Source organism: Chenggangzhangella methanolivorans, from assembly GCF_019797865.1.
GTDB classification, from domain to species: domain Bacteria; phylum Pseudomonadota; class Alphaproteobacteria; order Rhizobiales; family Methylopilaceae; genus Methylopila; species Methylopila methanolivorans.
On sequence record NZ_CP081869.1, the window covers coordinates 3,011,961 to 3,034,562 of the forward strand.

Annotated in this window: 15 protein-coding genes and 6 pseudogenes; 11 read left to right on the forward strand and 10 right to left on the reverse strand. The window is 67.8% G+C overall.

The annotated features are described in order from the left end of the window. Window positions 1-98: 98 nt before the first annotated feature. From K6K41_RS15800 to K6K41_RS15845, 10 genes and pseudogenes are all read right to left on the reverse strand, one after another. Window positions 99-978: pseudogene (locus tag K6K41_RS15800) on the reverse strand (RNA polymerase factor sigma-32). A gap of 465 nt (window positions 979-1,443) precedes the next feature. Next, window positions 1,444-2,031, reverse strand: a complete 588-nt coding sequence (locus K6K41_RS15805; protein WP_261401316.1) for a CarD family transcriptional regulator — start codon at window positions 2,029-2,031, stop codon at window positions 1,444-1,446. A gap of 332 nt (window positions 2,032-2,363) precedes the next feature. Next, window positions 2,364-2,702 (reverse strand): ferredoxin FdxA, encoded by a 339-nt coding sequence (fdxA, locus tag K6K41_RS15810; protein ID WP_261401317.1) that lies wholly within the window; start codon window positions 2,700-2,702, stop codon window positions 2,364-2,366. Window positions 2,703-2,778: 76 nt separating this feature from the next. After that, on the reverse strand, window positions 2,779-3,645 hold the full coding sequence (locus tag K6K41_RS15815; protein ID WP_315855043.1) for a SulP family inorganic anion transporter: 867 nt from the start codon (window positions 3,643-3,645) through the stop codon (window positions 2,779-2,781). Window positions 3,646-3,742: 97 nt separating this feature from the next. Further along, window positions 3,743-4,255: pseudogene (locus K6K41_RS15820) on the reverse strand (SulP family inorganic anion transporter); the annotation flags it as partial. A gap of 100 nt (window positions 4,256-4,355) precedes the next feature. Further along, complete coding sequence (locus K6K41_RS15825; protein WP_261401319.1) at window positions 4,356-5,042, reverse strand: carbonic anhydrase; 687 nt, start codon at window positions 5,040-5,042, stop codon at window positions 4,356-4,358. 287 nt (window positions 5,043-5,329) lie between these two features. After that, a complete protein-coding gene (locus K6K41_RS15830) occupies window positions 5,330-5,653 on the reverse strand; it encodes an RNA-binding S4 domain-containing protein (protein ID WP_261401320.1) in 324 nt (107 codons plus the stop codon). An 82-nt stretch (window positions 5,654-5,735) separates the two neighbouring features. After that, window positions 5,736-9,203: a helicase-related protein gene (locus tag K6K41_RS15835; protein ID WP_261401321.1), complete on the reverse strand. Its 3,468-nt coding sequence runs from the start codon at window positions 9,201-9,203 to the stop codon at window positions 5,736-5,738. A 223-nt stretch (window positions 9,204-9,426) separates the two neighbouring features. After that, window positions 9,427-9,759 carry a hypothetical protein gene (locus K6K41_RS15840; RefSeq protein WP_261401322.1) on the reverse strand — a complete coding sequence of 111 codons (333 nt, stop codon included), beginning with the start codon at window positions 9,757-9,759 and terminating at the stop codon, window positions 9,427-9,429. A 2-nt stretch (window positions 9,760-9,761) separates the two neighbouring features. Continuing rightward, window positions 9,762-10,673 carry a DUF3108 domain-containing protein gene (locus K6K41_RS15845; protein WP_261401323.1) on the reverse strand — a complete coding sequence of 304 codons (912 nt, stop codon included), beginning with the start codon at window positions 10,671-10,673 and terminating at the stop codon, window positions 9,762-9,764. Between the two features lie 289 nt (window positions 10,674-10,962). On the opposite strand from K6K41_RS15845, the gene rpmB reads away from it, so the two are divergent. The 11 genes and pseudogenes from rpmB to K6K41_RS15900 all read left to right on the forward strand — a co-directional run bounded on the left by rpmB (window position 10,963) and on the right by K6K41_RS15900 (window position 22,518). Further along, window positions 10,963-11,274 carry a 50S ribosomal protein L28 gene (gene rpmB / locus K6K41_RS15850; protein ID WP_261401324.1) on the forward strand — a complete coding sequence of 104 codons (312 nt, stop codon included), beginning with the start codon at window positions 10,963-10,965 and terminating at the stop codon, window positions 11,272-11,274. A 74-nt stretch (window positions 11,275-11,348) separates the two neighbouring features. After that, a pseudogene (locus K6K41_RS15855) lies at window positions 11,349-11,907 on the forward strand (queuosine precursor transporter). A 325-nt stretch (window positions 11,908-12,232) separates the two neighbouring features. Next, a pseudogene (locus tag K6K41_RS15860) lies at window positions 12,233-13,442 on the forward strand (aminotransferase class V-fold PLP-dependent enzyme). Window positions 13,443-13,564: 122 nt separating this feature from the next. Further along, window positions 13,565-14,506, forward strand: a complete 942-nt coding sequence (locus K6K41_RS15865) for a D-2-hydroxyacid dehydrogenase (protein ID WP_261401325.1) — start codon at window positions 13,565-13,567, stop codon at window positions 14,504-14,506. Then, window positions 14,503-14,763: a hypothetical protein gene (locus K6K41_RS15870; RefSeq protein ID WP_261401326.1), complete on the forward strand. Its 261-nt coding sequence runs from the start codon at window positions 14,503-14,505 to the stop codon at window positions 14,761-14,763. The genes K6K41_RS15865 and K6K41_RS15870 overlap by 4 nt, the downstream gene beginning before the upstream one ends. A 42-nt stretch (window positions 14,764-14,805) precedes the next feature. Further along, window positions 14,806-15,672 (forward strand): NADP-dependent methylenetetrahydromethanopterin/methylenetetrahydrofolate dehydrogenase, encoded by an 867-nt coding sequence (locus K6K41_RS15875; RefSeq protein ID WP_261401327.1) that lies wholly within the window; start codon window positions 14,806-14,808, stop codon window positions 15,670-15,672. Further along, a pseudogene (gene fchA / locus K6K41_RS15880) lies at window positions 15,672-16,298 on the forward strand (methenyltetrahydrofolate cyclohydrolase). The gene K6K41_RS15875 and the pseudogene fchA overlap by 1 nt, the downstream one beginning before the upstream one ends. Further along, on the forward strand, window positions 16,270-17,619 hold the full coding sequence (gene sucC / locus K6K41_RS15885) for an ADP-forming succinate--CoA ligase subunit beta (RefSeq protein WP_261401328.1): 1,350 nt from the start codon (window positions 16,270-16,272) through the stop codon (window positions 17,617-17,619). Before fchA ends, sucC begins: the two are co-directional and overlap by 29 nt. Window positions 17,620-17,640: 21 nt before the next feature. Then, window positions 17,641-18,540, forward strand: coding sequence for a succinate--CoA ligase subunit alpha (gene sucD, locus K6K41_RS15890; RefSeq protein WP_261401329.1), 900 nt, complete (start codon window positions 17,641-17,643; stop codon window positions 18,538-18,540). 121 nt (window positions 18,541-18,661) lie between these two features. Continuing rightward, window positions 18,662-21,428 (forward strand): annotated as a pseudogene (locus tag K6K41_RS15895) (phosphoenolpyruvate carboxylase). A gap of 112 nt (window positions 21,429-21,540) precedes the next feature. Further along, window positions 21,541-22,518: an HpcH/HpaI aldolase/citrate lyase family protein gene (locus K6K41_RS15900; RefSeq protein ID WP_261401330.1), complete on the forward strand. Its 978-nt coding sequence runs from the start codon at window positions 21,541-21,543 to the stop codon at window positions 22,516-22,518. The last annotated feature ends 84 nt before the right edge of the window (window positions 22,519-22,602 follow it).

The window sequence follows — 22,602 nt, forward strand, 5'->3', positions numbered from 1 at the left end:
TCCGCTTTTCCGAAGGACCGGACGCGCGCATGAAAAAGCCCCGGCCGCTTGCGGCGACCGGGGCTTTTAAACCTGTGCGGCGTCGGGCCGCCGGTCCGTCAGTGCGCGGCGACGCCCATCGCTTCCTGCGGATGGCGCTCGACCAGCGCGCGGCGGAGCTTTTCCAGCGCGCGGTTCTCGATCTGGCGGACGCGTTCCTTGGAGATCCCGAGCTTTTCGCCGAGCGCCTCGAGCGTCACGGCGCTTTCGGCGAGGCGGCGGGCGCGCACGATCTTCAGTTCCCGCTCATTCAGCACGCTGAGCGCGGCGCGGAGCCAGCGCACGCGACGCTCGGTGTCGATCGAGTCGCCGACCGTCTCGTCGGGCAGCGGCGCGCCGTCGACGAGAAAATCCACGCGTTCGGAGGAGGAGTTCGGGTCGCTGTCGATCATCGGGGCGTTGAGCGACATGTCGGGACCGGACAGGCGCGAATCCATCAGCGCCACGTCGTTCACCGAAACGCCGACGGCCTCGGCGATCTTGCCGTGCAGGACGCCGGGGGCCATGGGCTCGCCGTTCTTGGACAGGCGGGCGCGCAGGCGGCGCAGATTGAAGAACAGCGCCTTCTGGGCGGAGCTGGTGCCGCCGCGCACGATCGACCAGTTGCGCAGGATGTGGTCCTGGATCGCGGCGCGGATCCACCAGGTGGCGTAGGTGGAGAAGCGCACCTCGCGTTCCGGCTCGAAGCGGGCGGCGGCCTCCAGCAGTCCGACATGTCCCTCCTGGATGAGGTCGGGCATCGGCAGGCCGTAGTGACGGAAAGCGGGCCGCGATCGCGATCACCAGCCGCATATGAGCGGCGGCCAGTCGGTGCAGCGCCTGCTCGTCCTTGTCGTCCTTCCATTGCACGGCGAGCTGATGCTCTTCGTCCCGTTCCAGAAACGGCGCCTCCATCGCGGCGCGAACGAAACGACGGCGGACGCCGGCCATTTGGGACATTTTGCAACTCCCCTCGGACGCCGCCGGTGGACGACGTTCACCCATCTCCAACGCGCGGGGAGCCAAAAAGGACGGACGAAAAATGGAGAATCGCGATCACGGTTTCGTGATCAAGCGTTTCAAGGCCTTGTCGGCGTCGGGATGCGACCCACACGTCGACCGTCATTTTCGAACGTCAAGGTCAAGACGCCGCGCAGTCGGAGATCGCCGAACGCAACGCCGGTCCGGCGGCTGGTTTCGTCGACCGCCCATCAGCTGGGAGTCAGACGCCCCATTCCGCCTCTTCGGCGCGGATGACGGCGAGGTCGGCTGACAGATATGCGAGCGACGGCCCGACCGATCGGCGCTCGTCGCCACGATGCGGTGGCGGCAAGGCGCAAGCTGTGTCGATCGCGCGCCGGGAGCTGAAACGAAAAAGCCCGGCGCAGGCGCCGGGCTTCGTCGTTCGAAGAAAGAGGGGTCTTGTCAGGCCGCCTCGTCCTGGGCCTCGCCCTCGGAGTCCGCCTCGGCCTCGGCCTCTTCGGCCTTGCCGCGACGCGGGCCCTTGGCGAGCTGGGCCTCGATGAGCTTCTGGGCCTCGATGTCCGACAGCTTCTGGACGGCCGCGACCTCACGCATCATGCGGTCGAGGGCCGACTCATAGAGCTGGCGCTCGCTGTAGGACTGCTCCGGCTGGGTGTCGGCGCGGAACAGGTCGCGGACCACCTCGGCGATCGAGATGAGGTCGCCGGAGTTGATCTTCGCTTCGTATTCCTGGGCGCGGCGGCTCCACATGGTCTTCTTCACGCGCGCGCGGCCGGTCAGCGTCTCGAGCGCCTTGGCGACGAGGTCCGGCTCGGAAAGCTTGCGCATGCCGGCCGAAGAAATCTTCGCCACGGGAACGCGCAGGGTCATCTTGTCCTTCTCGAAGTTGATGACGAACAGCTCGAGCGTATGCCCGGCGATCACCTGCTCCTCGATCGCGACGATGCGGCCGACGCCGTGCGACGGGTAGACCACGTGCTCTCCGGTCTTGAAGCCCTGCTTGCCCTGCGACGTTTTCTTGGTGGTCATGCCGGTCCGCACTCCTTGCCGCGCCGGACAGAAGCGTCCGGAGCATCGACTTGATCCGGCCAAAAGGGCCGGCGCTCCGGTCGGAAGGCGCGCAAGGCGAGCGCCCGCGGCGAGGGGCGTTCAAGTCTTTCGACAGCGCAAGAGGCTTCCCGTCCGACGCCGTCGGCTGCGGAAAATCGCTTGTTCCAGAATGAGTGCCGAAAGATTCCGTCACAGGACGGACGGTGCGGCGTCGTGTTCGACCGTTGTGTCGTATGTAACACGAACGGTCTTAAAAATCAATCAGAGCGCGGTTGACGGCGCATGCCCGGCGGCGCAGCCCAGAGGCCGCGTCAGTCGCCTTCGCCGGGCTCCGGAGAGAAATACGTCTCCAGCTTGCCGGTCTTGCCGTCGAACTCCTTGGCGTCGTCCGGGGGGTCGCGCTTGATGGTGATGTTGGGCCACGTGCGGGCGTAATCGCCGTTAAGCTTAACCCAAGATTCGAGCCCAGGCTCGGTGTCCGGCTTGATCGCCTCGGCCGGGCATTCCGGCTCGCACACCCCGCAGTCGATGCATTCGTCGGGGTGAATGACGAGCATGTTCTCGCCTTCATAGAAGCAGTCGACGGGGCAGACCTCGACGCAGTCCATGTATTTGCAGCGGATGCAGTTATCGGTGACCACGTAGGTCATCGGCGTCTCCCGTACTCAAGACGCTCGACGTAGCGAAGGCGCCGGGACCGCGCAAGGGTCCCGGCGCAACGAGGGGTTACCTTTCAGGCTGAGCGAGCGCCGCCGCGAGCCGTTCCTCGTGGCGCGCGGAGGGTCGTTCGAGGTGGACGCGCGCGCCGCCGCCGTTCGACCGGCGGTCCGCCCATTCGGTCAGCATCTCGCGCGTGGTGTGGTCGATGTAGTCGAGTCGGCGGGTCTCGAGCTTCACGTCGGTGCCCGCCGGCACGTCCGCCAGCGCCTTCTCGAGCTGCGGCAGCTGCAGGAAGGTGGCCGAGCCCGCGAGGCGGACCGAGACCGAGCCGTCTTTCTCCTCGCCGGTATGGACGACGAGATAGCGCTTCCTGAGATGCGGCACGATCTCGACCATCGCGAGCGCCAGGCCGACGAGGACGCCGGTCAGGAGATCGACCGCCACGACAAGGATCAGCGTCGCGGCCCACACCGCCGCCGGCAGCGCGCCGTGGCGCTGAAACAGGCCGCGGGCGTGCTCCAACTGGATCAGTCGCCAGCCGGTGACGATCAGAATGCCCGCGAGCGCCGCCGTCGGCACCAGCTCAAGCGCCTGCGGCAGCGCCGCGACGAAGGCGAGCAGCCACAGCCCGTGCAGGATCGCGGACCAGCGCGATCTGGCGCCCGCCTGCACATTGGCCGAGGAGCGCACGATCACGCCCGTCATCGGCAACGCGCCGAAGAGCCCGCAGACGGCGTTGCCGACGCCCTGCGCGCCGAGCTCGCGATTGTACTTCGCGCGCGGCCCGTCGTGCATCTTGTCGACAGCGGCGACCGACAGCATCGTTTCGGCGCTCGCGATCACGGCGATCACAAGGGCTGCCAGAAGCACGCTCGGGCTCGCCAGCTGGCCGAACTCGAACAGGCCCGGCAGCGCGAAGACGTTGGCGAACACGTCCTCGGGGGACCGCGACGTGCTTGATCGGCAGCGCCAGCAGTTCGGCGATGGCCGAACCCGCCACGACGCCGACGAGCGCGCCGGGCAGCACCTTCAGCTTGGCCGGCCGGAACTTCTCCCAACCGAGCATCACCGCGATGGTGGCGAGGCCGACCGCGAGCGCGGTCGCGCCCTGCGGCGTCGACAGGCTCACGACGTCGCCGAAGGCCTGCGGAATCGCGATGAGGCTCTGCAGCGCGTTGGGGAGCGGCGCGGCGTCGATCAGCACGTGGAGCTGGACGACGACGATCAGCACGCCGATGCCGGCGAGCATGCCGTGCACCACGGCGGGCGAGATCGCCTTGAACCACGCGCCGAGGCCGAGCATGCCGGCCACGACCTGGATCGCGCCGGCGGCGAGCACGATGGGCCCGAGCGCCGCGATCCCGTGCTCGCGCACGATCTCGAAGATGATGACGGCGAGACCGGCGGCCGGGCCGGACACCTGCAGCGGCGCGCCGCCGATCAGGCCGACGAGAACGCCACCGACGACGCCCGAGATGATGCCGAGCTCGGCCGGGACGCCCGACGCGAGCGCGATGCCGAGACAAAGCGGAATCGCGACCATGAAGACCACGATGGAGGCCGGCAGATCCGGCTCAGAAGGTCGCGCGAAAGGGTGGCCGGCAAGCCGGCGGAGACAGGTCCGATTTTCATGGGAGCTCTCCTTATTCGGCCGCGACGGAGAGGGTCGAGGCGCGAGGCGCCGGCGCGACCGCCACGGGCGCGTCGTCGCCCATGATCGGCAGGAACTCGTTGGCGTCTCCGTCGAGCGCGAGGATCCGTCCCGTCTCGATCTCGAAATACCAGCCGTGGAGGCGCAGCTCGCCGCGGGCGAGCTTGGCGGCGACCGACGGGTGGGTGCGCAGGTGGTCGATCTGCACGCGCACGTTCTCGAGCGCGAGCGCCTTGACGGCCTCGTCCTCGTCCATGTCGGCCGGATAAGCCTCGCAGACGATGCGTTGGGCGGCGGTGCCGTGCTTCAGCCAGGCGGCGACGTTCGGCATCGGCTCGAGGCTGGCGGGGTTGCGCAGCGCCTTCATGGCCCCGCAGCAGGAGTGGCCGCAGACCACGATGTCGGTCACGCCGAGCGCGACCACGGCGTATTCGATGGCGGAGGAGACGCCGCCGTTCATCTGGGCGAAGGGCGGCACGATGTTGCCGGCGTTGCGCGTCACGAAGATCTCGCCGGGGCGCGCCTGAGTGAGGTGCTCGGGCGCGACGCGGCTGTCGGCGCAGGCGATGACGAGGGCGTGGGGGCTCTGTCCTTCGCGGGCAAGACGCTCGTAGAGAGCGCTGTCGCGGCTGAAGACTTCGCCCTGAAAACGCGACGCGGCGTGGATGATGTCGGCCATTTGCGGCTCCTTGAGAGGGTTTGGATGGTCGTGAAGTGTTCCCGCACTGCACAAGGCATGATGAGAGTTTGCCGAAAATGATCGGCTGACAACCGAACTCACGCGCTCGTGACAAACTAAAAAATGAGCACCGCTGCGTAATGAGCGATCACAGATCTGCGACTGAACGTAGTTGTGCCACACGGAAACCAAACTGTCAGTGTCCGCAGTTTAACAACTTCTCATTAAGGCGCGTTGAAGGTCCGATTAAAACTCATTGAGAAGGTCGTGGCCGAAATGTGTGCGAATCAACTGCTCAGGCGCGATGAATAAGGCGCGGAAATGTCAAAACTGCAGAAATAAAACGCGCGCAATGTATTGTGCGACGCAGGATCAATCGCGCGCATCGGATTGCGGTAGAGCATTTGGGCTTCGACCGCAGGGCCGCGCCGCTCGCCAAGATCGACGATCTCCAGGACGAGAACGGATCGATCGAGCGCGATCGTCAGGACGTCGCCGACCCGCACGGCGCGGCCGGCTGCGTCGATCCGCCGCCCGTTGAGGCGCACATGTCCGGACTGCGCAAGCTTCGCGGCGAGGCTGCGCGTCTTGACCACCCGCGCGCGCCACATCCAGACGTCGACGCGCGCCGAGGTCGTGGGCGGCGAGGCAGGCGAAGCCCCTGAGTCGTGGCCAGTTCTTCGACTGCCCCGCTCAGGCGTCGCCGTCGGGCCCCTTGCCCTTGCCCGGCCCCTTGCCTTCAAGCTGAGCCTTCAGCGCCGCGAGCTTGGCGAAGGGCGAGTCTGGATCGAGCGCCCGCTCGGGCCGCTTAGGCCCGGCCTGCATCGGGCCGTCGAACCCGCGCTTGCCGCGGTCGCCGCGTTCTGGCCGCGGACCGCGGCGGTCGCCGCCGCCCGGGCGTCCCTCGCCGCCGGGACGACCCGTCCCGCCTGGACGGCCGCCGAACTTCCGCTCGCCGCGCTGATCGCCCTGGCGGGGCTCGCCGGAACGCTGCTCGCCAGCTTTCTGGTCGCCAGTCCTCTGTTCGCCCTGACGGGGGCCGCGGTCTCCGCCGGCGCGGGGGCCGGAATGCCGGCGATCGCCGCCCGGCCGTCCACCGGGGCGCGCCTCGCCCTCGGGCCGCGGCTCGCCGGGCCTGCCGGGACCGCGGCGGTTGTCGCGACCGGGACGCTGCTCGCGACGGCCGAAGCCGCCGGGACGCCAGACCTCGATGAATTCGGGCTCGACCGCCGCGGCGTCGGCCGCGGGCGTGGCCGTGGCGTCCGGAGCGGCCTCCTCGGCGGCCTCGACGCTGGCTTCGGCGACGGCTTCAGCGGCTTCTGCAGTCGGCTCGGCGCCGGGAGCCGCCTCCTCGACGGCTTCGGCGGCGGTCTCGATCGCGATGTCGTCCGACGCGGCGGGATCGAGCAGGGCGGGCGCGTCTTCCGCTGCGTCGAACACCGGGGCGTCGGCCACGGGCGCCGACTCCGCGGCGGGTTCTTCCGCTGACGCAGTCTCAGACTCCACCGCCTCAGCGGCCGGTTCCTCGGCAGGAGCCGCATCGACGGCTTCGCTGGAGGCGTCGATCGTTCCGGAATCCGGAACGGAGGTCTCGACCGTCTCGGCGATCTCGCCCGCGGCTGCTTCCGCAGTCGACTCGGCGGCTGGCGCGGCCGCCGCCGCAGGCTCCGGAGCCGCCGGCTTGGGCTTGCGCTCCATGCGGTAGCCGAGCGCGCGCAGGATCGCGGCGAAGTCCTCGCCCGAGCAGCCGGCGAGCGACGTCATGGCGACCGTCACCGTAAATCCGTAGCCGTCGGTCGCGCCGGGGGGAGGGGTTCCGGGCTGGCCGGGCTTCCAGGCGATCGCGGGGCGGATGAGGTCGGCGAGGCGCTCGAGAATGTCGACGCGGATCGCCCGCGCTCCGCAGACCCGGTAGCCGAGCGCGCGATACACGCCCTTGTCGATCTGCGGGTCGGCCGGCATCGACGTGCGGCCCGCGGCGGCGAGATGCGCCACGTCCCCGACATTGGAGTCCGTGTCGAGGTCGTGGGTCAGCGCCCAGAGCTGGGCCGCGAGCGCGCGCGGCGCGGGCTTCATCAGCAGCGGCAGATAGATGTGATGCGCGCCGAACCGGACCCCGTGCTTGCGCAGCGCCGCGCGGGCGGTCTGGTCGAGGCCCTTCACCTCTTCCGCGACGCGCGCCCGGTCGAGCACGCCGAGCTCCTCCACAAGCTGGTACGCGACTCCGCGCGCGACCCCGGTGACGTCTTCGGCGGTCTCAAGCGCGGCGAGCGGCCCGAGCAGCTTCGTCACATGAGCGCGCAGCCACTGGTCGAGACGCTTGTCGACCTGCTCGCGCGCGGTCCCCGTCAGCTGGTCGTCGGCGAAGACGCGGATCTTCGGCGCAAGCGTCTTGTCGCCCTTCGCAATGCGGCCCACGAGCTCGCCCTGCCATCGCACGGCGCCGTCGGCCGCCAGCACGATGTCGCCGTCGGAGGAGTTGGCGAAGCGGTTCGCGCGCGTCTCGATCTCGCCGCTCAGCGCCTTGGCGGCGGCGGCGCGCAGCGCCTTGCCGTCCGGCCCATCGCCGGAAATCTCCGGCGCGAACTGGAAGCCGGCGAGGCGCCCGACATGGTGCCCCTCGACCTTGACGCCGCCGTCCTTGTCGATTTCCGCTTCCATTCTTTCATTTTCCCTGAGGCGGCGCATGAGCACGCTCGTGCGCCGGTCGACGAAACGCTGGGCGAGCCTGTCGTGAAGCGCGTCGGAGAGCCTGTCCTCGACGGCGCGGGTCACCCCTTGCCAATGTTCCGGGTTGTCCAGCCAGTCGGGCCGGTTCGCGACGAATGTCCACGTCCTGACATGCGCGATCCGGGCTGACAATGTGTCGATGTCGCCGTCCGTCCGATCCGTGACGGCGACTTGCCGCGCGAACCAGTCGGTCGGAACCTTACCCAAACGGACCAGAAAACCATAGAGGTCGGCGAGAAGTTCCGTGTGCTGCGTCGGCGCGATCTTGCGGTAGTCCGGAACGAGGCAGACGTCCCAGAGCAGCGACACGGCGCGCGCGCCGCGTGCGGCGTCCCGGATCTCGGGCTGGCGCGCGAGGCTCATGAGCGCCTTGAGGTCGTCGGCGTCCGGCGCGCGGGTGAGGCCGGCCTCCGCGGGCGGCCGCGATAGGCTGTCGATCAGCCGCTCGACGCTCGAGAAGTCGAGCGCCCGATTGCGCCACTGCGCCACCCTGACGCTCTCGAACTTGTGGCCTTCGAGCCGCTCGACGAGTTCCGGCTCGAAGGGCGGGCAGCGTCCGGTGGTGCCGAAGCTGCCGTCCCTCAAATGTCGCCCGGCCCGGCCGGCGATCTGCGCCATCTCGGACGGATTGAGGCGGCGGAACTGGTGGCCGTCGAACTTCCGGTCGCCCGCGAAGGCCACATGGTCGACGTCGAGATTGAGTCCCATGCCGATGGCGTCGGTCGCGATCAGGTAGTCGACGTCGCCCGCCTGATACATCGCGACCTGGGCGTTTCGAGTGCGCGGGCTCAGAGCGCCGAGCACCACCGCGGCCCCGCCGCGCTGCCGGCGGATAAGCTCGGCGATGGCGTAGACCTCCTCGGAGGAGAACGCCACGATCGCGGTCCGGCGCGGCAGGCGAGACAGCTTCTTCTCGCCGGCGAAGACGAGGTTGGAGAGCCGCGGCCGCGTGACGACGTTCGCGCCGGGCAAAAGCTGCTCGACGAGCGGGCGCATGGTGGCTGCGCCGAGCGCGAGCGTCTCGTAGCGTCCGCGCAAGTTTAGAAGGCGGTCGGTGAACACGTGACCGCGGTCGAGATCGGCGGCGAGCTGGATCTCGTCGATCGCGACGAAATCGACGTCGAGGTCGCGTGGCATCGCTTCGACGGTCGCGACCCAGAAGCGCGCGCCCTGCGGCTTGATCTTCTCCTCGCCGGTGACGAGCGCGACCTTCTCGGCCCCGACCTTCTCGACCAGCCGACCATAGACCTCGCGCGCCAGCAGGCGCAGCGGCAGGCCGATGAGGCCAGAGCCGTGCGCCGCCATGCGCTCGATGGCGAGATGGGTCTTGCCGGTGTTGGTGGGGCCGAGAACCGCCGTCACGCCCCGGCCGCGCATGGGGGCGAGAATTTCGGAGGCGGGGGCCGGCGCAAGCTCGGCGACGTCGGTCATGCACCGTTCCTTAACCGGCGGTCCGGCGCGAGGCGATGCGACATAAGCCGCGATTTCGCGAACGGCCGCGGAACGAACACGGGGCGAATCGACGACCCGGGGTCGATTCCTGATTCGTTCCAAGGGTTTAGCCGAAACGCTTCGTTAAGGGTCTCCGACGTGGCGGCGGACCTCGCTCGTGCGCCCAGCCGGGGCCGGAACGCCTCGACTAGCATTCCTGACGCTAGCGCTGCATGCTCTCGCAGACGAAGGCGTCCCGATGCGGCTCGCATCGGTATCCGCAATGGTAGGAGCCGTCGCCGCTCCAGCCGCGCTCGGCGAGCTTGGCGACCGCCGCGGCGCGGCAGTCTTCGAGCGATCGGAACAGTCCCACGGATTCCGGCTGTCCGGCCACGTCCTTGCGCGGCGCGACGACGAGCGCCGTCCACGGGCTGGCCTCGCCGCAGGCCGCGAGCGCCGCGCAGGCGAGGAGCGCCAGCGCCTGCCAGACGCTCGGGGTCATCGCCCATTTGCGGATCCGGCGGGTCTTCGTCTGATCAGCCCCGCCGCCCGTCATCTCTAGAGATCGACGCCCTTGCCGCCGCCGGCCTTGCCTTGTCCGACCTTGCCCTCGTCGACCACGAAGGAGGTCGCGGTGATCACCGCGAGCCCGTATTGGGTGCGGACGGAGATCTTCCAGGGCATCAGCGCGCGCGTGCCGGCCACGGGCGCCATCCAGACCTCCATCTCCTTGTTGTTCTCCATGAACTTCACGTTGTCCTTGTCGGGACGGTGGCCGGCGATCGCCTTGTAGCTCGCGCGGCAGACCACGAGCTTGCCCTCGTAGTTGCCCTTGGCGTTGGGGTCGGCGTTTTCGGAGGTGTCGGGCTTGGCCGTCTCCATCCGGTCGTAGCGCAGCGCGACGTCGTAGCGCTGGCGGCCGTCGAACACCGGCAGCGTGCGGTCGCACGCCTTCTCCGAGAGCGGGTCTCCGCCGCCCGACACCGGCATCATGACGGCGCTCAGCGGATCCACGATGTTGCGCTTGTCGGCCTCCGTCACCGGAATGACGTTGCTGTTCGGCTTCGGCGGCGGCTCGACCGAGAGCTGGCGCACCGAGCCGCCGGCGAGGGCGAAGCGGATGACCTGGCCCTTGTCCTTGGCGCGGGTGTTGATGGCGTAGGCGGCCGGAACGACCCGCGCCTCGCCGTAGGAGCCGCGAGAGGTCGCCGCCGCCTTGCCGCCGGTGATGAACTTGACGAGCCCGCTCATGCGCACGCTGAGATTGATGTCGTAGGTCGACGTGCCGATGCCGGTCTGCATCGTGGCGGTTCCGATGTCGAACCCCGCGACCGAGACGGCGTAGCGGGCGCGCACGCGGGTTTCGGCCGCGGCGGGGAGGGCGAAAGCGGGGCCGAGCGCCGCCATGAAAGCGAGCGTCGCGGCGACGCGCCGATGGCGGGGCCTTGCGGCCGGGAAAGCGAACTGCATGGTGCTCTTCGACTGACGATGCGGCGCCAGGATCGGCCGGCCGCTGATCTTTGACGGCAGCGTACCGCTGATTCGGTCCATTGTGAGGCTCTCCCAAGGCGCGCGGAAGCCGCCGCGAACAGCAGTTTCGGCGGCCGGCGTCCGCAAGCTTCCTTGACCGCGCGGCCGCGCTCATCTATAGCGCCGCCTTCTCATTCACCGTCCGCGGGCGCGCGCCCGTCCGGTTCCGGCCGGAACGGACGCCAGACGCCGTCTTCGGACGGCGAAACGACTTTCAGGAGTACGCCCCATGTCGCGGCGTTGCGAATTGACCGGCAAGGCCGTCCTCGTCGGCCACAAGGTCAGCCATTCGAACCACAAGACCAAGCGGACCTTCCGCCCGAACCTCGTGCGGGTCTCGCTGATCTCCGAAGCGCTCGGCCAGTCGGTGCGCCTGCGCGTGTCGGCCAACGCCCTGCGTTCGGTCGAGCATCGCGGCGGCCTCGACGCCTTCCTTACGAAGGCCTCCGAGACCGACCTCAGCCAGGGCGCGCGCGAGCTGAAGCGCAAGATCGCCAAGGCTGGCGCCGAGACCGGCTCCGAGCAGCAGGCGGCGTCCTGATCGACGCCGACGCGGATCGCGGGGCCGCGCCCCCGGCCGCATCGCTCAAGGATCTGATCCTGCCCGTCGCCGCGATGACCCTGTTCGTCGCGGCGTCGAACGTTCTTGTCCAGCATCCCGTGACCATTTCGGGCCTCGAGGACAAGCTGACCTGGGGCGCGTTCGCCTATCCGGTCGCGTTCCTGGTCACCGATCTCACCAATCGCCGCTTCGGGCCTGCGGCCGCGCGTCGCGCGGTCTATGCGGGCTTCGCGATCGCGGTCGTCCTCTCGCTGATGCTCGCGACCCCGCGCATCGCGCTCGCGTCCGGAACCGCCTTCCTGCTCGGGCAACTGCTCGACGTCTCGGTGTTCGCGAAGCTGCGCCGCGGAACGTGTGTGGCGCGCGCCGTTGGTCGCGAGCCTGCTCGGTTCCCTGCTCGACACGTTCCTGTTCTTTTCTCTGGCTTTCTGGGGCGATCCGGCGATGTCGGGCGCCACGCCTCTGCTTGGCCTCGCGGTCGTTCCGCTGTGGCTGAGCCTCGCGGTGTTCGACTTCGTCGTGAAGGCTGTCGGCGCCGGGCTTCTGCTTGCGCCCTACGGCGCGCTGATGGGCGTCGTGCGCCCGTTCGAGCGGGTCTCCACGGCCCGCTGACGCCGCCCGTCCTGCGCCGCTGAGCACGCTCTCAGCCTGGACCTATCCAAAAGTATCGGTCGAAACTCGCGCGCCAAAAGGCTCATGGTGCGCCAGACGCCGACTGCGCGCCGAACGTCCTTGCAAGATCAGTTAGATAGACGCGTTCTATCAAGCGATTATAGACAAGTAGGCGATCAGATCGGGCGGGAGAACAACCGGCCTGAAACCTTGAGACAGAATGTCTGAAGGTTTCAGTTTTTCAAAATCCGTGACTAGCTGTCGCATAGTCAAACTTAACGCACCGGCTATCTTGCCGGCCAAGAAGGCTCCAAAGGAGGAAACCATGGCGAGACGCCCCGGTCGCAATTTTCTCTTCGTCCCCGGTCCGACCAACGTTCCGGAGCGGGTTCTCCGCGCCATGGTGGTCAGCCAGGAGGACCACCGTTCTCCGATCTTCCCGGAGCTGACCAAGCCGCTCTACGAGGGCCTGAAGAAGGTCTTCAAGACCAAGGACGGCCAGGTCTTCATCTTCCCGTCCTCCGGCACCGGCGGCTGGGAAGCGGCGCTCACCAACACGCTCGCCCCCGGCGACCGCGTGCTGACCGCGCGCTTCGGCCAGTTCTCCCACCTCTGGACCGACATGGCCCAGCGCCTCGGCCTCGACGTCGTCGTCCAGGAAGAGGAATGGGGCACGGGCGCCCATGAGGAGAAGATCGAGGAGGCTCTGGTCGCGGACAAGGAGCACCGGATCAAGGCCGTCATGGTCGTGCACAACGAGACCGCGACGGGCGTCACCTCCAACATCGGCGCGATCCGCAAGGCGATGGACGCCGCCGGCCACCCGGCGCTGCTGTTCGTGGACTCGGTCTCGGGCCTCGGCTCGATCGACTTCCGCTTCGACGAATGGAAGGTCGACTGCGCGGTGTCGGGCTCCCAGAAGGGCCTGATGCTCCCGGCCGGCCTCGGCTTCGTCTGCGTCAGCCAGAAGGCGCTGGGCGTGCGCAAGAACGCGGGCCTCAACAAGGTCTATTTCGACTTCCAGGACCACATCAACACCAACCCCTCGGGCTACTTCCCTTACACGCCCGCCACGCCCCTGCTGCACGGCCTGCGCGAGGCGCTTCAGTGCATCGAGGACGAGGGTCTGGAGAACATCTTCCACCGCCACCACGTGCTCGCCTCGGCGACCCGCGCGGCCGTCGACGCCTGGGGCCTCAAGCTCTGCGCGAAGTCGCCCCGTTGGCACTCCGACACGGTGTCGGCGATCCTGGCTCCGGAAGGGATCGACGCCGCCAAGATCATCAGCCACGCGTACAACCGCTATAACCTCGCGCTCGGCGCGGGCCTCTCGAAGGTCGCCGGCAAGGTGTTCCGCATCGGCCATATCGGCGACCTGAACGAGCTTATGCTGCTCGGCGCGCTCTCGGGCGCCGAGATGTCGATGCTCGACAACGGCGTGAAGATCCAAGCGGGGCTCGGGCGTCGGCGCCGCGCAGGAATATCTGCGCGACAACCCGCTCGCCAAGGCTGAGCCGGCCCCCAAGGCGGCCTGATCGCGCGAAAGTTCAGCAGCCCGTGGCACGCCAGTGTGCCACGGGCTGCGCGCGCGCCATAATGTCCGCCATCACGACCTGGCCGCGGGAGCCAACCCGCGGCCCAACACCGGGGAAACGCCGTGAGCCGCAAGATCGTCTTTCTCGACCGCGAGAGCGTCGACGCCAACGTCCGCCGTCCGAATTTCGAGCACGACTACGTCGAATATGACTCGACCTGGACGTCAGAGGACATTGTGGAGCGTCTCAAGGACGCCGACATCGCGCTGATCAACAAGGTGCCGATGCGCGCCGAGACGCTGAAGCAGCTTCCGAAGCTCAAGCTGATCGCGGTCGCGGCGACCGGCACCGACATCGTCGACAAGAAGCAGGCCAAGGAGCAGGGGATCACGATCTCCAACATCCGCGGCTACGCCTTCAACACCGTGCCGGAGCACGTCATCGGCCTGCTGTTCTCGCTGCGCCGCGCGATCGTGCCCTACGCCAACTCGGTGAAGCGCGGCGATTGGAACAAGTCCTCGCAGTTCTGCTACTTCGACTATCCGATCTACGACATCGCCGGCTCGACGCTCGGCATCGTGGGCTACGGCGCGCTCGGCAAGTCGATCGGCAAGCGCGCGGAAGCGCTCGGCATGAAGATCCTGCCCTATGACGTCTTCCCGCAGGAGGGGCTGGTCGATTTCGAGACCGTGCTGACCCAGTCGGACGCCATCACCATCCATGTGCCGCTGACGCCCGACACCAAGAACATGTTCGGGGCCGAGCAGTTCAAGAAGATGAAGAAGCATGCGCTTCTCATCAACACGGCGCGCGGCGGCCTCGTCGACGAGGCGGCGCTGCTCGAGGCGCTGAAGAGCGGCGAGATCGGCGGCGCAGGCTTCGACGTCGTGGCGCAGGAGCCTCCGAAGGACGGCAACATCCTGTGCGACGCCGACCTGCCGAACCTGATCGTGACGCCGCATGTCGCCTGGGCCTCCAAGGAGGCGATGCAGATCCTCGCCGACCAGCTCATCGACAACGTCGAGAACTTCGTGGCGGGCAAGCCGTCCAACGTCGTCGAATGACGGAGGCTGAGCGCGGACGCCGCCGCGAGGCCGACCTCGCGGCGCTGAAGAACGCGTTCATCGAGAACGCGGGCCGGGGCGACGACGCCGCGGCCCCGCAGTCCGACGCGGATCGCCCGTATGTCGCGGGCGCGCTTGCCGCCTCCGCAGCCGCGCAATCCGCCGGCGAGCAGGACGCGAAACGGCCGGCTGACATCCCGCCGGCCGGAGATTTAGGAACACCAGCGGGCTCCGAAGACGGGCCCCGAGGGCCGTAGCGGCCCGCACAAGCGAGGCCGCAAGGGCCCCAAGGACAGGCGATGACCAAGAAGCTGCTCTTCCAGTTCGACACCGACCCGACCCCGAGCGTCTTCGACGTGGTGGTGGGCTATGACGGCGGCGCCGACCACATCACCGGTTACGGCGGCGTGACGCCCGACAACGTCGGCGCCTATGTGGACGGCACGATCTACACCCGCGGCGGCAAGGAGAAGCAGTCGACCGCGATCTTCGTCGGCGGCGGCGACATGGCGGCCGGCGAGGCGGTCTACGACGCCGTCCAGAAGCGCTTCTTCGGCCCGTTCCGCGTCTCCACCATGCTCGACTCCAACGGCTCGAACACGACCGCCGCCGCCGGCGTCGCGCTCGCGGTCAAAGCCGCCGGCGGCTCGGTTCAGGGCAAGCGCGCCGTGATCCTGGCCGGCACCGGTCCGGTCGGCATGCGCTCCGCCGCGATGCTCGGCAAGGAGGGCGCGACCGTCGCTGTCGTGGGCCGCGCTTTGGACAAGGCCCAGAAGGCCGCCGACAACATCGAGAAGCGCTTCGGCGTGAAGGTGGAGGCGATCGAAGCCAAGTCCGGCGAAGACCGCGCCAAGGCGGTCGCTGGCGCGAACCTCGTGTTCTCGGCCGGCGCCATCGGCCTCGAGCTGCTCGCCGAAGACGTCTGGAAGAACGAGAAGTCGATCGAGATCCTGGTCGACTACAACGCCCAGCCCCCGCTCGGCATCGGCGGCATCGACGCCATGGACAAGGCCAAGGAGCGCCACGGCAAGCTCGCGATCGGCGCGCTCGGCCTCGGCGGTCTGAAGCTCAAGCTCCACCGCACGCTGATCGGCAAGCTGTTCGAGGCCGCCGACCAGTCGTTCGACGCCGACGAGATCTACGCGCTCGCGAAAGAGATGGCGTGATGGCCGAGACGCAAAGCATCGGCGCTTTCCTCGACGACCTCGCCTCCGAGCGCTCGACGCCCGGCGGCGGGGCGCGGCCGCGATCTCCGGCGCGATGGGCGCCGCGCTCGTCTCGATGGTCTGCAACCTCACCATCGGCAAGCCGAAATATGTCGAGGTCGAAGCCGAGCTGAAGGAGGTGCTGGCGGAGTCCGAGCGTCTTCGGGCCGAGCTCACCACCGCGATCGGCGACGACGTGAAGGCCTTCGACGCCGTGATGGGGGCCTATGGCCTGCCGAAGGGCGAGACCGACGACGAGAAGGCCGCCCGCACCGCCAAGATCCAGGCGGCGCTGAAGGAGGCGACCGACGTGCCGCTCGAATGCGCGCGGCTTTGCGCCGAGGTCGTCAAACTGTCGAAGGTCGTCGCCCATAAGGGCAATCTCAACGTGGTGTCGGACGCCGGCGTCGCGGTGCAGTCGGCCTATGCCGGGCTGATGAGCGGCGCTCAACGTGCGCGTCAACGCCAAGTCGATCAAGGACCGCGACTTCGCCGAGGAGCGGCTGGCGGAGCTCGAGGAGCTGCTTTCCGAGGCGCGGAGCGAGACCAAGCTGATCTATGGCGTGGTCAAGGACAAGCTCGGCTGATCGACTGGATCGATCGTCCGATCAGTCTGATTCATCAGGCGTTTTACGAAAGTCGGGACTGACCGGACGATCGCCGGCGTATAAGAATTGCTTTCGGAGCAAGACAAGAGATTCAGACATACTGAATACCAGAGGAGGCCGAGATGGACGTTCACGAGTACCAGGCGAAAGAGTTGCTTTCGGGGTTCGGAGTGGCCGTCGCGAAGGGCGCCGTGGCGTTCAGTCCCGACCAGGCGGTCTATGCGGCCACGGAGCTCGGCGGATCCTACTGGCGGTCAAGGCCCAGATCCATGCCGGCGCCCGCGGCAAGGCCGGCGGCATCAAGCTCTGCCGCACTTATAACGAGGTGCGCGACGCCGCCAAGGGCATGCTCGGCAAGAAGCTCGTGACCAAGCAGACGGGCCCCGAGGGCAAGCCCGTCCAGCGGGTCTATATCGAGGTCGCCGATCCCTTCGATCGCGAGCTCTATCTCGGCTACGTGCTCGACCGGAAGGCCGAGCGCGTGCGCGTCATCGCCTCGACCGAGGGCGGGATGGAGATCGAGGAGATCGCCGAGAAGAATCCCGAGGCGCTGATCCAGGTGGTGGTGGAGCCCGCGGTCGGCCTCCAGCAGTTCGAAGCCCGCGAGATCGCCTTCAGGCTCGGCCTCAACATCAAGCAGGTCTCGGCCGCGGTGAAGACGATCATGAACGCCTACCGGGCGTTCCGCGACACCGACTGCCAGATGCTCGAGATCAACCCGCTGGTCGTCACCAAGGACGACCGGGTGCTGGCTCGACGCCAAGATGTCGTTCGACGACAACGCGCTGTTCCGGCGCCGCAACGTCGCCGACATGCACGATCCCTCGCAGTCCGATCCGCGAGAGGCTCAAGCCGCCGAGCACAGCCTCAACTACATCGGGCTCGAGGGCGAGATCGGCTGCATCGTGAACGGGCAGGTCTCGCGATGGCCACCATGGACATGATCAAGCACGCCGGCGGCAGCCCCGCGAACTTCCTCGACGTCGGCGGCGGCGCTTCTCCCGAGCGCGTCGCGACCGCCTTCAGCCTCGTCCTGTCGGACAAGAACGTGAAGGCGATCCTGGTCAACATCTTCGCGGGCATCAACCGTTGCGACTGGGTGGCCCAGGGCGTCGTTCAGGCGGCGAAGGAAGTCGACATGAAGGTGCCGCTGATCGTTCGGCTCGCCGGCACCAACGTCGAGGCCGGCAAGAAGATCCTGAGCGAGAGCGGGCTCGACCTCATCACCGCCGACACGCTGTCGGAGGCCGCGAGCAAGGCCGTCGCCGCCTGCCAGGGCGTCAAGAAGAACGCGGCCTGAGGAACAGGGGAGGACACGACCATGAGCATTCTCATCGACGAAAAGACCCCGATCATCGTGCAGGGCGTCACCGGCGATAAGGGCACGTTCCACGCCAAGGAGATGATCGAGTACGGCTCGAACGTCGTCGGCGGCGTGACGCCCGGAAAGGGCGGGCGGACGCATCTCGGCCTGCCCGTCTTCAACACGGTCAAGGAAGCCGTGCAGGAGACCGGAGCCACGACCTCGATCACCTTCGTGGCGCCGCCCTTCGCGGCCGACGCGCTGATGGAGGCGGCGGATGCGGGCCTAAAGCTCGTCTGCTCGATCACCGACGGCATCCCGGCGCAGGACATGATGCGCGTGAAGCGCTACCTCTACCGGTACCCGAAGAGCCAGCGCACCATGGTGGTGGGCCCGAACTGCGCCGGCATCATCTCGCCGGGCAAGTCGATGCTCGGAATCATGCCGGGCCATATCTACAAGCAGGGCAATGTCGGCGTGATCTCGCGCTCCGGCACGCTCGGCTACGAGGCCGCCTCCCAGATGAAGGCGCTCGGCATCGGCATCTCGACCTCGGTCGGCATCGGCGGCGATCCGATCAACGGCTCGTCGTTCCTCGACCATCTCGCGCTCTTCGAAGAGGATCCCGACACCCATGCGGTTCTGATGATCGGCGAGATCGGCGGCCCGCAGGAAGCCGAGGCTTCGGCCTGGATCAAGGAGAACTTCTCGAAGCCCGTGATCGGTTTCGTGGCGGGCTTGACGGCGCCGAAGGGCAGGCGCATGGGCCATGCCGGGGCGATCATCTCGGCGACCGGCGACAGCGCCGCCGAGAAGGCCGAGATCATGCGGTCATACGGCCTGACCGTCGCCCCCGACCCGGGCTCGTTTGGCACGACGGTTGCTGAAGTGCTCGGGAAGACCCGCAAGGCCGCCTGAGGCCGCCCGCCCGTCCGATCGGCGCGGCGGCCTCCGGACCACCGCCGCGCCGGGTCATCGAACGTCCCGCCCCCCGGGCGCCCGCGTCGGCGGCCCGCCCGAAAAGCCGTGGAGTGAAGCGATGACGATGCTCGCCGAAGCAGCGCCGCCGGTCGAAGAGGCCGCCCCGTTCGAGCCGCCGGTGATCACCGGCACCGAGCCGACCGCCGCGACCGAAATCCTGTTCCACGCCCTGCTGCAGATCTGCCGCCGCCACGAGCCGCAGCTCGAGCGGGTGCTCAAAGGCGAGGCGGACATCGCCAAGCTGACGCCCGAGCTGATGAGCCGCGCGCTTCAGCTTCAGGGGATCTGGTTCCGGCTGCTGTCGATCGTCGAAGAGAACACCGCGATGCGCCGCCGCCGCCATGCGGAGCGCAATCACGGCCGGGCCGAGGTCAACGGCACCTTCTCGAAGGTTCTGGCGCAGGCCGCGGCCGCGGGCGTCAAGGCCGCCGAAGTGCAGACGATGCTGAAGGGCCTGCGCATCCGCCCGACCATCACGGCGCATCCGACGGAGTCGAAGCGCGTCACGGTGCTGGAGAAGCTCCGCAAGATCTATCTGCTGCTGCTCGAGCTCGAGCTGCCGCGCTGGACCGAGCGCGAGCGCAACGCGCTGGTGAACGACCTCAGCGACCAGATCGAACTCATCTTCCTCACCGGCGAGCTGCAGCTCGAAAAGGCGACGGTGGTGCGCGAAGTCTCGTGGGCGCTGCACTTCTTCGACGAGAGCCTGTTCGAGATGCTGCCCGAGGTGCTGACCTCGCTCGAGACCTCGCTCGCCGAGCATTATCCGGACGACAATTTCGAGGCGCCGCCCTTCTTCCAGTTCGGCTGCTGGGTCGGCGGCGACCGCGACGGCAACCCCTTCGTCACCCATGACGTCACCCGCACCACGCTCAAGCGCAACGCGCGCGCCTCGATGCGCCGCTTCCGCACCCGCATCTCGGATCTCGGCAAGCACCTGTCGATCACCGAGCGCGTGCTGCCGACGCCGGTCGCGTTTCGCAAGGAGTTGAAGGCGCTGCTCGACCAGTCGGGCGACGGCGAGGCGATCGCGGCGCGGAACCCGGGCGAACACTTCCGCCAGTTCCTCACCTGCGTCCTGCGCAAGCTCGACGCCACGATCGAGCGCAACAAGGAGGAGCCGATCATCCTGCCCGGCGCCTGGTACGCCGACGCCGACCAGATCATCGGCGATCTCAAGACCCTGGAGCACGGGCTGATCGAGGGCGACTGCCGCTCGCTCGCGGTCAATCAGGTGCGTCCCGTGCGGCGCATGGTCGAGCTGTTCCGCTTCTCCACCTGCCACCTCGACATCCGCGAGAACTCGACGCGCACCACCAACGCGCTGAAGGAGATCTGGGCCTCGATCGAAGGCGGCGAGCCGGACGAGGCGCCGGATCTCGAAAGCTCCGAATGGCGCGCCTGGCTGACCGCCGAGCTGTCGAAGCCGCGCACCAAGCTCCGTGACCTGCCGAAGCTCTCCGAAGAGAGCAGGGAGACGCTCGCGACCTTCGCGCTCGTCGGCGAGATGCGGGCCGGCATCGACCGCGAGGCGGTCGGCTGCTTTATCCTGTCGATGACGCGCTCGGTGAACGACATCCTCGGCGTCTATCTGCTGGCCAAGGAAGCCCGGATCTATCTGGACAGCCCGGGCGTGGAGATTTGCCAGCTACCGATCGTGCCGCTGTTCGAAACCATCGAAGATTTGCGCGCCGCCCCCGCCATCATGAAAGAGCTGCTGGCGATCCCTGGTTCGCCGCTCGGTGCGCTGGCAGGGCGGTTTCCAGGAGGTGATGGTCGGCTATTCGGACAGCAACAAGGACGGCGGCTACTTCGCGTCCAACTGGGAGCTTTACAAGGCGCAGGCCAAGCTCACCGAGGTCGGCGAGCAGGCCAGCGTGCCGATCGCCTTTTTCCACGGCCGCGGCGGCTCGGTGTCGCGCGGCGGCGCGCCGACCGCCCGCGCCATCGAGGCGCTGCCGCAGGGCTCGATCAACCGCCAGTACCGCGTCACCGACCAGGGCGAGGTCGTCTCGTTCAAATATTCCAACCGCGGCACCGCCGCCTACCAGATGGAGCTGACCGCGGCTTCCGTGCTCGAGCACGCGCTCCTGTCGATGCGCGACGTCCAGCCCTGGAAGGCGGAGTTCGACGACGCAATGGAGGCGCTCTCGGGCGCCTCGCGCGCGATCTACACGCAGCTCATCAATCACGACGGCTTCGTCGAATATTTCCAGAACGCGAGCCCGCTCGACGAGCTGGCGCTCCTCAACATCGGCTCGCGTCCCGCCCGCCGCTTCGGCGCGCGCTCGCTTTCGGACCTGCGCGCCATTCCTTGGGTTTTCGCCTGGGCGCAGAACCGGCACATCATCACCGGCTGGTATGGCATCGGCTCGGGGCTGAAGAACTTCATCGAGGTGCGGGGCGAGCAGGGCGAAGAGCTGCTGAAGCGCATGTTCGAGAAATCGAAGCCCTTCCGGCTCATCCTCGATGAGGTCGAGAAGACGCTGCGGATGGTCGATCTCTCGATCGCCCGTGAATATTCGAAGCTCGCGCCCGACCAGAAGACCCGTGACGAGGTCTTCGGCCTCATCGAAGCCGAATACGCGCTCACCTGCGAGATGTGCCTGCGCGTCTCCGGCGGCGGCGAGATCGCGTTCCGCTACCCCGCGTTCCGCGAGCGCCTCGCCGAGCGCCTGCCGGTCATCAACCAGGTGAGCCGCGAGCAGGTCGAACTGCTGCGCCTCTACCGGGGCGAGACCGACGAGTTCAAGCGCGACGAGATCAAGTCGGCGCTGCTGCTTTCCATCAACTGCATCTCGGTCGGCTTCGGCGCGACGGGGTGACGCGATGACCTTCTAAGGCCGAATTGCGCGCCGCGGGACGCCGCCCTAAAGGCCGTCCTTAAGCGCCCGATTGGCTGAACCAATCAAGAACCGAACGACGAGGAGACGACCAATGAGCTTCACCCTGATCCAGCAGGCCACTCCGCGCCTGCACCGCTCGGAACTCGCCGTGCCGGGCTCCAACCCGACCTTCATGGAGAAGTCGGCCAAGTCCGCCGCCGACGTGATCTTCCTCGACCTCGAGGACGCGGTCGCTCCGGACGACAAGGAGCAGGCGCGGAAAAACATCATCCAGGCGCTGAACGACATCGACTGGGGAACCAAGACCATGATGATCCGCATCAATGGTCTCGACACCCACTACATGTACCGGGACGTCATCGACATCGTCGAGAAGTGCCCGCGCCTCGACATGATCCTGATCCCGAAGGTCGGCGTCGCGGCCGACGTCTACGCGGTCGACATGCTGACCACGCAGGTCGAGCAGTCGATCAAGCGCGAGAAGAAGATCGGCTTCGAGGTTCTGATCGAAACCGCGCTCGGCATGGCGAACGTCGAGGCGATCGCGACCTCGTCGAAGCGGCTCGAGGCCATGTCGTTCGGCGTCGCGGACTACGCCGCCTCCTGCCGGACCCGCTCGACCGTCATCGGCGGCGTGAACCCGGACTACTCCGTGCTCACCGACAAGGACGAGGCCGGAAACCGCGAGACCCATTGGCAGGACCCGTGGCTGTTCGCCCAGCAGCGCATGCTGGTGGCCTGCCGCGCCTATGGCCTGCGCCCGGTCGACGGCCCGTTCGGCGACTTCTCCGATCCGGACGGCTACCTCTCGGCGGCGCGTCGCTGCGCCTCCGCGGGTTACGAGGGCAAGTGGGCGATCCATCCCTCGCAGATCGAGCTCGCCAACGACGTGTTCACGCCGTCGGAAGCCGAAGTCACCAAGGCCCGCCGCATCCTCGTGGCGATGGAAGAGGCCGCCAAGGCCGGCAAGGGCGCGGTCTCGCTCGACGGCCGCCTGATCGACATCGCGTCGATCCGCATGGCCGAGGCGCTGATCAACAAGGCCGACGCGATGAAGGCGGCCGCCTGAGCCGTCATGCCCGGCGAAGCGAGGCATCCACGACTGAGGTTCAGGAAGCCTCGCATCAAAGCAAAGGCCGGGAGCGATCCCGGC